Origin of the sequence: Escherichia marmotae, assembly GCF_002900365.1 — a bacterium.
Classification (GTDB): Bacteria; Pseudomonadota; Gammaproteobacteria; order Enterobacterales; family Enterobacteriaceae; genus Escherichia; species Escherichia marmotae.
This window is the reverse complement of record NZ_CP025979.1, coordinates 602,263-614,768: the sequence shown is the minus strand read 5'-3', so window position 1 is coordinate 614,768 and position 12,506 is coordinate 602,263. Positions and strand designations below refer to the sequence as shown.

Sequence of the window (12,506 nt, the reverse complement as noted above, 5' to 3'; positions counted from 1 at the left end):
ATTACTCGTCTTCATCCTCAAAACGCGCCACAATCCGTTCGCCGGAATGGTTGGCGCGTAACTCTTCGGCTACCAGTGCGATTGCCTGACCGCTGCTCATCCCCTGTGCCATCAATTCCTGAATCCGCTCAACGGCTTTTTGCTGCTGTTCATGGGTGAGTGAAGGTAAACCTGCAAACATTGTTAACTCCTGCTAAATTGTTGGCGCTAATTATTTCATGCTACCCGGCACATAGCCAGTAGAGTCAGGACTAATGAAGACGTTATCTCCCGCTGTGATTACTTTACCCTGGCGTCAGGACGCCGCTGAATTTTATTTCTCCCGCTTGAGCCACTTGCCGTGGGCGATGCTTTTGCACTCCGGCTATGCCGATCATCCGCATAGTCGGTTTGATATTGTGGTGGCAGACCCCGTTTGCACCTTAACAACTCACGGTAATGAAACCGTGGTGTGTGAAGGAGAAACCCGTACAACGACCACTGATGACCCGCTAAAGGTACTCCAACAGGCGCTGGAGCATGCAAACATTCACCCGTTGCATAATGGTAATTTGCCATTTCAGGGTGGCGTACTGGGTTTATTTGGCTATGACCTGGGCCGCCGTTTTGAGTCCCTGCCGGAATTGGCGCTGAGAGATATCAACCTTCCTGATATGGCGGTAGGTATCTACGACTGGGCGTTGATTGTCGACAACCAGCACCGGGTTGTTTCTTTGCTGAGTCATAATGATGTCAATGCCCGTCTGGCGTGGCTGGAAAACCAGCAAATTACACCGCAGGGTGATTTCACGCTAACCTCTGCCTGGCAATCTAATATGAGCCGCGAACAGTATGGCGAGAAATTTCGCCAGGTGCAGGAATATCTGCACAGCGGCGATTGTTACCAGGTGAATCTTGCCCAGCGTTTTCAAGCTACCTATTCTGGTGATGAGTGGCTGGCGTTCGTTAAACTCAACCAGGCCAACCGTGCACCATTTAGTGCCTTCCTGCGCCTGGAGCAAGGTGCGATTTTAAGCCTCTCGCCAGAACGTTTTATTCTTTGTGCTGATGGTGAGATCCAGACCCGTCCGATTAAAGGCACTCTGCCGCGTCTGGCCGATCCTCAGGAAGATAGCAAACAGGCAGAAAAACTGGCGAACTCACCGAAAGATCGCGCCGAAAACCTGATGATTGTCGATTTAATGCGTAATGATATTGGCCGTGTTGCCGTCGCAGGTTCGGTAAAAGTGCCGGAGCTGTTCGTGGTGGAGCCCTTCCCTGCAGTGCATCATCTGGTCAGCACCATAACGGCACGCCTTCCCGAGCAGTTGCATGCCAGCGATCTGCTGCGCGCGGCTTTTCCCGGAGGCTCAATCACCGGCGCACCGAAAGTACGGGCAATGGAAATTATCGACGAACTGGAACCTCAGCGACGCAACGCCTGGTGTGGCAGCATTGGCTATTTAAGTTTTTGCGGCAATATGGACACCAGCATCACTATCCGCACCCTGACCGCGGTTAACGGGCAAATTTACTGCTCTGCGGGCGGCGGTATTGTCGCCGATAGCCAGGAAGAGGCGGAATATCAGGAAACTTTTGATAAAGTTAATCGTATTCTGAAGCAACTGGAGAAGTAAGACGTGGAATACCGTAGCCTGACGCTTGATGATTTTTTATCACGCTTTCAACTTTTGCGCCCGCAAATTAACCGGGAAACCTTAAATCATCGTCAGGCTGCTGTGTTAATCCCCATCGTGCGCCGACCGCAACCGGGTTTGTTACTTACTCAGCGTTCAATTCACCTGCGTAAACACGCCGGACAGGTGGCGTTTCCAGGTGGCGCAGTAGATGACACCGACGCGTCAGTTATCGCCGCCGCGCTACGCGAAGCCGAAGAAGAAGTCGCTATACCGCCTTCAGCCGTTGAAGTTATCGGCGTGCTGCCGCCCGTCGATAGCGTAACGGGTTACCAGGTAACCCCAGTCGTCGGTATTATCCCGCCCGATTTACCCTATCGCGCCAGTGAAGATGAAGTCTCCGCTGTGTTTGAAATGCCGCTCGCTCAGGCATTACATCTGGGGCGCTATCACCCTTTAGATATCTACCGCCGTGGCGATTCACATCGGGTATGGCTTTCCTGGTACGAACAGTATTTTGTATGGGGAATGACCGCAGGCATAATTCGTGAGCTGGCACTGCAAATTGGTGTGAAACCCTGACTATACTTATCTTTACATCTACAAAACACTACTTGAGACAATCATCGCAATATTAGTTAAATCGCGGTTTTTGATTAGTTTAATTCATGTGAATAGTTAAGCCGATCGCCGCGTTCCCTCTTACACTATGCGCTGTTATTAGTTCGTTACTGGAAGTCCAGTCACCTTGTCAGGAGTATTATCGTGATTAGTCTATTCGACATGTTTAAGGTGGGGATTGGTCCCTCATCTTCCCATACTGTAGGGCCTATGAAGGCGGGTAAACAGTTCGTCGATGATCTGGTCGAAAAAGGCTTACTGGATAGCGTTACCCGCGTTGCCGTGGACGTTTACGGTTCTCTATCGCTGACGGGTAAAGGCCATCATACCGATATCGCCATTATTATGGGTCTTGCAGGTAACGAACCTGCCACCGTGGATATCGACAGTATTCCCGGTTTTATTCGCGACGTAGAAGAGCGCGAACGTCTGCTGCTGGCGCAGGGACGGCATGAAGTGGATTTCCCCCGTGACAATGGGATGCGTTTTCATAACGGCAACCTGCCGCTGCATGAAAACGGGATGCAGATCCACGCGTATAATGGCGATAAAGTTGTTTACAGCAAAACTTATTATTCCATCGGCGGCGGTTTTATCGTCGATGAAGAACATTTTGGTCACGATGCCACCAACGAAGTCAGTGTGCCGTATCCGTTTAAATCTGCAACCGAGTTGCTGGCGTACTGTAATGAAACTGGCTATTCCCTTTCCGGCCTGGCAATGCAGAACGAACTGGCGCTGCACAGTAAGAAAGAGATCGATGACTATTTCGCGCATGTCTGGCAGACCATGCAGGCGTGTATCGATCGCGGAATGAATACCGAAGGCGTATTGCCTGGGCCGCTGCGTGTTCCGCGCCGTGCATCTGCCCTGCGCCGGATGCTGGTTTCCAGCGATAAACTGTCTAACGATCCGATGAATGTTATCGACTGGGTGAACATGTTTGCGCTGGCAGTGAACGAAGAAAACGCCGCAGGTGGTCGCGTGGTGACAGCGCCTACCAACGGTGCGTGCGGCATTGTTCCGGCAGTGTTGGCCTATTACGACCACTTTATTGAATCGGTCAGCCCGGATATCTATACCCGCTATTTTATGGCCGCTGGGGCAATTGGCGCGTTGTATAAAATGAACGCTTCTATTTCCGGTGCTGAAGTGGGTTGTCAGGGCGAAGTCGGCGTAGCCTGTTCAATGGCCGCCGCAGGCCTGGCTGAATTGTTGGGCGGTAGCCCGGAACAGGTTTGTGTGGCAGCGGAAATTGGGATGGAACACAACCTCGGTCTGACCTGCGATCCGGTGGCCGGTCAGGTTCAGGTGCCATGCATTGAGCGTAATGCTATTGCATCGGTGAAGGCGATCAACGCCGCACGCATGGCTTTACGCCGCACCAGTGCTCCGCGCGTCTCGCTGGATAAAGTCATCGAGACAATGTACGAAACCGGTAAGGATATGAACGCCAAGTACCGTGAAACCTCTCGCGGTGGTCTGGCAATAAAAGTCCAGTGTGACTAATACTTTTCTTTCGCCCATCTGCAACGGATGGGCGAATTTCCCCCGCTTTCTCGTCTGCTGTAAATTTCCCCACTACACTTCCACTGTTGCGTCAGGCGTTTGTTGCCATACGCTTACAGGGCGGCCCGCATGCAAAAAGCACAACGGATCATCAAAACTTATCGCCGTAATCGAATGATTGTTTGTACAATTTGCGCACTCTTTACGCTTGTGGCGACACTAAGCGTGCGATTTATTTCACAGCGTAATTTAAATCAACAGCGGGTGATACTTTTCGCCAATCACGCGGTTGAAGAGCTGGATAATATATTGCAACCCCTTCAGGCGGGACGCGAGATGTTACTTCCGTTGATTGGCCTCCCTTGCTCAGTCACTCATTTGCCTCTACGCAAACAAGCCGCAAAACTGCAAACGGTGCGTTCTATTGGTCTGGTACAAAACGGTACACTTTACTGCTCCAGTATCTTTGGCTATCGCAATGTTCCGGTTCATGATATTCAGGCCGATTTGCCCGCCCCACAGGCTCTTTTGCGCCTTACCACCGATCGCGTGTTGATTAAAGGTAGTCCAGTGCTGATCCAGTGGTATCCCTCTCAATCACATACTGGCGATGGCGTTCTGGAGATGATCAACATTGACCTATTGACGACGATGTTACTGGAACCGCAGTTGCCGCAAATTAGAAACGCCAGCCTGACGGTGGCTGATCGCCATTTACTCTATGGTGACGGTCTGGTTGACGCTTTACCTCCACTTAATGGCAATGAACGTTACCAAGTTTCATCGCAGAACTTCCCTTTTACCATCAGCGTTAGCGGCCCTGGTGCGACAGCGCTGGCGTTACATCATCTTCCCAGCCAGTTTCCACTGGCGGTACTGTTGAGTTTACTGGTGGGTTACATCGCATGGCTGGCAACCGCCCATAGAATGAGCTTTTCGCGCGAAATTAATCTTGGCCTCGCGCAACATGAATTCGAGCTATTCTGTCAACCTTTACTAAACGCTCGTAGCCAGCAATGTGTTGGTGTAGAAATATTGCTGCGCTGGAATAACCCGCGTCAGGGGTGGATCTCACCAGATGTATTTATCCCTATCGCGGAAGAACATCATCTGATAGTGCCGCTTACCCGTTATGTGATGATGGAAACCATCCGCCAAATCCACGTTTTTCCAATGAGCAGCCAGTTTCACATTGGGATTAACGTCGCCCCCAGCCATTTTCGCCGCGGCGTGTTATTGAAGGATCTCAATCAATATTGGTTTAGTGCTAACTCGATTCAGCAACTCATCCTCGAAATCACCGAGCGCGATGCCTTACTGGATGTCGATTATCGGATTGCCCGCGAACTGCATCGTAAAAACGTCAAACTGGCGATTGATGACTTCGGCACCGGCAACAGTTCGTTTTCCTGGCTGGAAACGTTACGCCCTGATGTGCTGAAAATCGATAAGTCTTTCACCGCTGCAATTGGTTCCGATGCGGTTAACTCGACGGTAACCGATATCATCATCGCATTGGGGCAAAGACTGAATATTGAACTGGTGGCGGAGGGCGTAGAAACGCAAGAACAGGCGAAGTATTTACGCCGTCATGGGGTGCATATTTTACAAGGGTATTTGTACGCGCAGCCGATGCCACTGCGTGATTTCCCAAAATGGCTGGCGGGCAGCCAACCGCCGCCCGCCCGGCATAATGGGCATATCACGCCCGTCATGCCATTTCGTTAATGATTATTCGTCTTCGTCGTGCGCCAGTTGCTCTTTAACAATGCGAACCAGATCAACACGATAATCGTTAGCTTCAACAATGGTGATATGTAACGGCCCTACGTCAATCACATCGCCAGCACGCGGGATGTGACCATTTGCAGAAATCACCAGACCTGCCACCGTCGCGATATCATCGTCATCGGCAAGGTGCTCAACATCAAGCACCTGCTGTAAGGCATGTAAGTCTGTACCGCCTTTTACCAGCCAGCCGTCGCCGTCAGTAATGATTTCCGGCGTTTCATCAGCGTCCGGGAACTCACCGGCAATGGCTTCCAGCACATCCAGAGGCGTGACCAGGCCTTGCACCACACCAAACTCGTTGGTAACGATAACAAAACTACCGCGAGCACGACGCAGCACGCCCAGCAGGTTGATCGGATCGAGGGTTTCCGGAACGATAATCGCCGGAGAAGCCGAGGCAATTGCTGCGACATCAACGCCATCTTCCAGCGCCACCAGCAGTTCTTTAGCACGCACGATACCGATGATTTCATCCAGTTCACCGCGACATACCGGGAACAGACTATGTGGCGAAGAAAGCAACTGCTCACGGATTTCATCAACACCAAGATTAGCGTCAACCCAGCTAATTTCGCCGCGCGGTGTCATAATCCCACGCAGAGAGCGAGACGCCAGTGTCAGCACACCGTTAATCATATATCGCTCTTCTTCCGCAAACGCGCCTTCCGGCACAGGGATCGGCATCGGGTTATCGGCATCGTGCTGAACGTTCGCCTGACGTTTACCCCCCATCAAACGCAGGATGGCATCGGCAGTACGCGCACGCAGCGGTAAAGCTGACTGATGACGAATAAAGTTACGGCGCGCAATTTGGTTAAACACTTCGATGATGATCGAGAAGCCAATCGCGGCATACAGGTAACCTTTCGGAATATGGAAGCCAAACCCTTCAGCAACCAGGCTCAGACCAATCATTAACAAGAAGCTCAGGCAGAGCACCACCACTGTAGGATGCTGGTTAACGAATCTCGTCAACGGTTTCGACGCCAGCAACATGACCGCCATCGCAATCACCACCGCCGCCATCATCACCGGCAGGTGGTTGACCATCCCAACTGCGGTAATCACCGCATCCAGCGAGAAGACGGCATCGAGAATGACAATCTGCGTTACTACCACCCAGAAGCTGGCATAACCTTTACCGTGACCGGAATCATGATCGCGGTTTTCCAGCCGTTCATGCAGCTCCGTTGTCGCTTTAAACAGCAAGAATATCCCCCCGAACAACATAATCAGGTCGCGACCAGAGAAGGAAAAATCCATCACGGTAAATAGCGGTTTGGTCAGCGTGACCATCCATGAAATCAGCGACAGCAGTCCCAGACGCATGATCAGCGCCAGCGACAGTCCTAACAAACGAGCTTTATCACGTTGTTTCGGTGGCAGTTTGTCGGCAAGGATGGCGATGAAAACCAGGTTATCGATACCCAGCACGATTTCAAGAACGACAAGCGTGAGTAGCCCCACCCAAATCGAGGGGTCCATTAAGAATTCCATGACAAGCTCCTGCTTAAGGAATAGCTATTCGGCGCCAGAAATAATGCAGGCGTAACAACAAAATGCAAACAAAAGGTGCGGCAAAAAGTGCCAGAAAGGCAGGCGCTGAAAGGCCTGATGCTGAAATGACGTCGGTGACGATCCATACTGCGGGCTGCTGCCCTATACTCCTTGGTTGTTAAACGGGAGTTAAACATATCAGAGAGACCTCTGATTTGGCAAAGATTTACCTTCCTTTGCAAACAAATGTGACGAAAATATTTTCTCTTCCGGAATTTTGATAATTCAAAGTTAAATTACGGATCTTCATCACATAAAATATTTTTTTCGATATCTAAAATAAATCGCGAAACGCAGGGGGTTTTTGGTTGTAACCCTTATCTGAATCGATTCGATTGTGGACGACGATTCAAAAATACATCTGGCACGTTGAGGTGTTAACAATAATAAAGGAGGTAGCAAGTGACCATTGCTATTGTTATAGGCACACATGGTTGGGCTGCAGAGCAGTTGCTTAAAACGGCAGAGATGCTGTTAGGCGAGCAGGAAAACGTCGGCTGGATCGATTTCGTTCCAGGCGAAAATGCCGAAACGCTGATCGAAAAGTACAACGCTCAGTTGGCAAAACTCGACACCACTAAAGGCGTGCTGTTTCTCGTTGATACATGGGGAGGCAGCCCGTTCAATGCTGCCAGCCGCATTGTCGTCGACAAAGAGCATTATGAAGTGATCGCAGGCGTTAACATTCCAATGCTGGTGGAAACGTTAATGGCTCGTGATGATGACCCGGGCTTTGATGAACTGGTGGCGCTGGCAGTAGAAACAGGCCGTGAAGGTGTGAAAGTACTGAAAGCCAAACCGGTTGAAAAAGCAGCTCCCGCCCCCGCTTCGGCGGCACCCAAAGCGGCCCCAACTCCGGCAAAACCAATGGGACCAAATGACTACATGGTTATTGGCCTTGCGCGTATCGACGACCGTCTGATTCACGGTCAGGTAGCTACCCGCTGGACCAAAGAAACCAATGTCTCCCGTATTATTGTTGTTAGTGATGAAGTGGCTGCGGATACCGTTCGTAAGACACTGCTCACCCAGGTCGCACCTCCGGGCGTAACAGCACACGTGGTTGATGTTGCCAAGATGATTCGCGTCTACAACAACCCGAAATATGCTGGCGAACGTGTAATGCTGTTATTCACCAACCCGACAGATGTTGAGCGCCTCGTTGAAGGCGGCGTGAAAATTACCTCTGTTAACGTCGGTGGTATGGCATTCCGTCAGGGCAAAACCCAGGTGAATAACGCGGTTTCGGTTGATGAAAAAGATATCGAAGCGTTCAAGAAACTGAATGCACGCGGTATCGAACTGGAAGTCCGTAAGGTTTCCACCGATCCGAAACTGAAAATGATGGATCTGATCAGCAAAATCGATAAGTAACGTATTGTGTTGATTATCACTCAGTTTTCACACTTAAGTCTTACGTAAACAGGAGAAGTACAATGGAGATTACCACTCTTCAAATTGTGCTGGTATTTATCGTAGCCTGTATCGCAGGTATGGGATCTATCCTCGATGAATTTCAGTTTCACCGTCCGTTAATCGCCTGTACCCTGGTGGGTATCGTTCTTGGGGATATGAAAACCGGTATTATTATCGGTGGTACTCTGGAAATGATCGCTCTGGGCTGGATGAATATCGGTGCCGCAGTTGCGCCTGACGCCGCTCTGGCTTCTATCATTTCGACCATTCTGGTTATTGCAGGTCATCAGAGCATCGGTGCCGGTATCGCGCTGGCAATCCCGCTGGCCGCTGCGGGCCAGGTGCTGACCATCATCGTTCGTACCATCACCGTTGCTTTCCAGCACGCTGCGGATAAGGCGGCTGAGAATGGCAACCTGACGGCAATTTCCTGGATCCACGTTTCTTCGCTGTTCCTGCAAGCGATGCGTGTGGCTATCCCGGCCGTAATTGTTGCGCTGTCTGTAGGCACCAGTGAAGTTCAGAACATGCTGAACGCCATTCCGGAAGTGGTGACCAATGGTCTGAACATTGCTGGCGGCATGATCGTGGTTGTTGGTTATGCAATGGTTATCAACATGATGCGTGCAGGCTACCTGATGCCGTTCTTCTACCTCGGCTTCGTAACCGCAGCATTCACCAACTTTAACCTGGTTGCTCTGGGTGTAATTGGTACTGTTATGGCAGTGCTCTACATCCAACTTAGCCCGAAATATAACCGCGTAGCTGGTGCGCCTGTTCAGGCTGCTGGTAACAACGATCTCGATAACGAACTGGACTAACAGGTGAGCGAAATGGTTGATACAACTAAAACTACCACCGAGAAAAAACTCACTCCGAGTGATATTCGTGGCGTCTTCCTGCGTTCTAACCTCTTCCAGGGTTCATGGAACTTCGAACGTATGCAGGCACTGGGTTTCTGCTTCTCTATGGTTCCGGCGATTCGTCGCCTCTACCCTGAGAACAATGATGCCCGTAAACAGGCGATTAAACGTCACCTCGAATTCTTTAACACCCAACCGTTCGTGGCTGCGCCAATTCTGGGCGTAACCCTGGCGCTGGAAGAACAGCGTGCTAACGGCGCAGAGATCGACGACGGTGCTATCAACGGTATCAAAGTAGGTCTGATGGGTCCGCTGGCAGGCGTGGGTGACCCGATCTTCTGGGGTACGGTACGTCCGGTTTTTGCAGCACTGGGAGCCGGTATCGCGATGAGTGGCAGCCTGTTAGGTCCGCTGCTGTTCTTTATCTTGTTTAACCTGGTGCGTCTGGCAACACGTTACTACGGCGTAGCGTATGGTTACTCCAAAGGTATCGATATCGTTAAAGATATGGGTGGCGGCTTCCTGCAAAAACTGACGGAAGGGGCGTCTATTCTCGGCCTGTTTGTCATGGGGGCGTTGGTTAACAAGTGGACACATGTCAACATCCCTCTGGTCGTCTCTCGCATCACCGACCAGACGGGTAAAGAGCACGTTACCACTGTCCAGACCATTCTTGACCAGTTAATGCCAGGCCTGGTGCCGCTGCTGCTGACCTTTGCCTGTATGTGGCTGCTGCGCAAAAAAGTTAACCCGCTGTGGATTATCGTTGGCTTCTTCGTCATTGGTATCGCTGGTTACGCTTGCGGCCTGCTGGGACTGTAATACTGTTGTACACTACCGGGGCCTTTTGGCCCCGTTTTTTTATCTGGAGGATTAATGACAATCACGGAACTGGTACTGATTCTGTTCATCGCCGCACTGCTTGCTTTTGCGATATACGATCAGTTCATCATGCCCCGCCGCAACGGCCCCACCCTGCTGGCAATTCCTTTGCTCCGGCGCGGTCGCATCGATAGCGTTATCTTTGTCGGGCTGATTGTCATTCTTATCTATAACAATGTAACCAGCCATGGCGCACAAATAACCACCTGGTTATTAAGTGCACTGGCGCTAATGGGATTTTATACTTTCTGGATCCGGGTTCCGAAAATCATCTTCAAACAAAAAGGGTTTTTCTTCGCCAATGTTTGGATTGAATATAGCCGAATTAAAGCGATGAACTTATCGGAAGATGGTGTACTGGTGATGCAATTAGAACAGCGCCGTTTGTTAATCCGCGTCCGAAATATCGACGATCTGGAAAAGATTTATAAACTTCTAGTTTCAACTCAATAAGTTATCAACTTAGCCAAAGCTATGTGTAGTGTATTTTTAATAACCAGACATAGCTTAGGCTATATTACGCCGTCCCTTATTTGTTATTATTTTTAACGTTTTATTGATATATAAATCTAAATGAAAATCGTTATCAGCAATAGCAATAGAATAATATATTCTGACAGTTGTTTTATATTCTCAAAATATGTTAAGGTTGCGCCCTCATTTGGGGAGTAGCCGATTTCCAGACTCCGGAAATGTACGTGTCAACATACTCGTTGCAAAACGTGGCGCGTACGGACTGAACATTTTCAGTCAGGCGAGACCATATGCACATCAATCGCTATGCCTGCATGAGCGCTTCTTGTCGTTCGTGTATGCATGTTTGCTGGGAGCGATGATGTGTTTTATGGATACCCCGGTCAGGACATTGTCATGAATATCACTGCTACTGTTCTTCTTGCTTTTGGTATGTCGATGGATGCCTTTGCTGCATCAATCGGTAAAGGTGCCACCCTCCATAAACCGAAATTTTCTGAAGCTCTGCGAACTGGCCTTATTTTCGGTGCCGTCGAAACGCTGACGCCGCTGATTGGCTGGGGGATGGGCATGTTGGCCAGCCGTTTTGTCCTCGAGTGGAACCACTGGATTGCGTTTGTACTGCTGATATTCCTCGGCGGGCGAATGATTATTGAGGGTTTTCGCGGTGGAGATGATGAAGATGAAGAACCGCGTCGTCGTCACGGTTTCTGGTTGCTGGTGACTACCGCAATTGCCACCAGCCTGGATGCAATGGCTGTTGGTGTTGGTCTGGCCTTCCTGCAAGTGAACATTATCGCGACTGCGCTGGCGATTGGCTGCGCTACCTTAATCATGTCAACATTAGGCATGATGGTGGGTCGCTTTATCGGTTCAATTATTGGGAAAAAAGCGGAAATTCTTGGCGGGCTGGTGCTTATTGGCATTGGCGTCCAGATCCTCTGGACGCACTACCACAGCTAATTTATTCGTTGCCAGACGTGAATATTAAAATCCGTCTGGCAATTAAATTCTTCTTTTGCTGCCAACGCTTGCCAGACCTCTGGCTTTGCGCGCCAGGCAAACGGCGTCATCTGTAACAACGCAACCGCCTCATCTCCGCGCAGGCGCATCGGATAATGTAATTCATTACTCCGCTGCAGCTCAAAACCATCCAGTTTCTCAGCATGGGGCGCATGTAGATGTACTTCGTCGTAAATTAAACCCTTCAGCTCCATTAAATGCCGTGGCCCAGGAGTAGCGGTAATGACCCACCCACCCGGTTTGACTACTCGCGCTAATTCTTCTGCTTTGCACGGTGCGTAGATACGGATAATGGCATCCATACTGGCATCAGAAAACGGCAGACGGTGGCTGGAAGCGACACAAAAGGTGACCTGCTGATAGCGTTTCGCAGCAGCTTTAATCGCGACCTTAGAGACATCCAGACCAAAAGTCGTCACGCCAGGTAAGACATCGGCAAAAGCATGGGTGTAGTACCCTTCCCCACAACCAATATCCAGTATCGCCGTTGCGTGCTGCTCAAGACATTCACACAATTGAGCGACAATCGCATCGCGAAGCGGCTGATAATGACCGGCATCTAAAAATGTACGCCGCGCTTGCATCATTTCCGCACTATCGCCCGGATCGCGAGAACGTTTATGCTGAACGGGCAGCAAATTAACATATCCCTCTTTCGCCATATCAAATTGATGCCGTTGGGGACAGATATAGCTGTTTTTTTCAAGCGCTAAAGGCTGATGACAAAGTGGACAGGAAAATGACATGACAACTC

The 12,506-nt window shown here is 50.3% G+C and carries 13 protein-coding genes; 9 read left to right on the top strand and 4 right to left on the bottom strand.

Annotated features, from left to right (window positions below; all coding sequences use genetic code 11):
- Position 1 precedes the first annotated feature (1 nt).
- A complete protein-coding gene (locus C1192_RS03275; RefSeq protein WP_000457334.1) occupies positions 2-181 on the bottom strand; it encodes a YoaH family protein in 180 nt (59 codons plus the stop codon).
- Positions 182-254: 73 nt separating this feature from the next.
- Here C1192_RS03275 and pabB point away from each other — a divergent pair, with 73 nt between their 5' ends.
- The 4 genes from pabB (at position 255) to pdeD (ending at position 5,474) form a co-directional block, all read left to right on the top strand.
- Positions 255-1,616 carry an aminodeoxychorismate synthase component 1 gene (pabB, locus tag C1192_RS03270; protein ID WP_038355625.1) on the top strand — a complete coding sequence of 454 codons (1,362 nt, stop codon included), beginning with the start codon at positions 255-257 and terminating at the stop codon, positions 1,614-1,616.
- Between the two features lie 3 nt (positions 1,617-1,619).
- A complete protein-coding gene (locus tag C1192_RS03265) occupies positions 1,620-2,198 on the top strand; it encodes a CoA pyrophosphatase (RefSeq protein WP_000456725.1) in 579 nt (192 codons plus the stop codon).
- Positions 2,199-2,381: 183 nt separating this feature from the next.
- A complete protein-coding gene (gene sdaA / locus C1192_RS03260) occupies positions 2,382-3,746 on the top strand; it encodes an L-serine ammonia-lyase (protein WP_000624308.1) in 1,365 nt (454 codons plus the stop codon).
- 129 nt (positions 3,747-3,875) lie between these two features.
- A complete protein-coding gene (gene pdeD / locus C1192_RS03255) occupies positions 3,876-5,474 on the top strand; it encodes a cyclic di-3',5'-guanosine monophosphate phosphodiesterase PdeD (RefSeq protein ID WP_038355626.1) in 1,599 nt (532 codons plus the stop codon).
- 3 nt (positions 5,475-5,477) lie between these two features.
- On the opposite strand, the gene yoaE is transcribed toward pdeD, so the two are convergent.
- Positions 5,478-7,034: a CNNM family cation transport protein YoaE gene (gene yoaE / locus C1192_RS03250; RefSeq protein ID WP_038355627.1), complete on the bottom strand. Its 1,557-nt coding sequence runs from the start codon at positions 7,032-7,034 to the stop codon at positions 5,478-5,480.
- The gene (locus tag C1192_RS25870) at positions 7,022-7,180 is read right to left on the bottom strand and encodes a protein YoaL (protein ID WP_269471531.1); all 159 of its coding nucleotides are present in this window, start codon (positions 7,178-7,180) and stop codon (positions 7,022-7,024) included. The genes yoaE and C1192_RS25870 overlap by 13 nt, the downstream gene beginning before the upstream one ends.
- A gap of 316 nt (positions 7,181-7,496) precedes the next feature.
- Here C1192_RS25870 and manX point away from each other — a divergent pair, with 316 nt between their 5' ends.
- From manX to mntP, 5 genes are all read left to right on the top strand, one after another.
- Complete coding sequence (manX, locus tag C1192_RS03235) at positions 7,497-8,468, top strand: PTS mannose transporter subunit IIAB (RefSeq protein WP_038355628.1); 972 nt, start codon at positions 7,497-7,499, stop codon at positions 8,466-8,468.
- A 62-nt stretch (positions 8,469-8,530) separates the two neighbouring features.
- Complete coding sequence (gene manY, locus C1192_RS03230) at positions 8,531-9,331, top strand: PTS mannose transporter subunit IIC (protein WP_000406934.1); 801 nt, start codon at positions 8,531-8,533, stop codon at positions 9,329-9,331.
- A gap of 12 nt (positions 9,332-9,343) precedes the next feature.
- The gene (gene manZ / locus C1192_RS03225; RefSeq protein WP_001516270.1) at positions 9,344-10,195 is read left to right on the top strand and encodes a PTS mannose transporter subunit IID; all 852 of its coding nucleotides are present in this window, start codon (positions 9,344-9,346) and stop codon (positions 10,193-10,195) included.
- Positions 10,196-10,249: 54 nt separating this feature from the next.
- On the top strand, positions 10,250-10,708 hold the full coding sequence (locus tag C1192_RS03220) for a DUF986 family protein (protein WP_000156311.1): 459 nt from the start codon (positions 10,250-10,252) through the stop codon (positions 10,706-10,708).
- A 417-nt stretch (positions 10,709-11,125) separates the two neighbouring features.
- A complete protein-coding gene (gene mntP, locus C1192_RS03210; RefSeq protein ID WP_001027737.1) occupies positions 11,126-11,692 on the top strand; it encodes a manganese efflux pump MntP in 567 nt (188 codons plus the stop codon).
- Here mntP and rlmA read toward each other — a convergent pair.
- Complete coding sequence (gene rlmA, locus C1192_RS03205; RefSeq protein WP_000010094.1) at positions 11,689-12,498, bottom strand: 23S rRNA (guanine(745)-N(1))-methyltransferase; 810 nt, start codon at positions 12,496-12,498, stop codon at positions 11,689-11,691. The two genes, mntP and rlmA, sit on opposite strands and share 4 nt — an antisense overlap.
- Positions 12,499-12,506 lie beyond the last annotated feature (8 nt).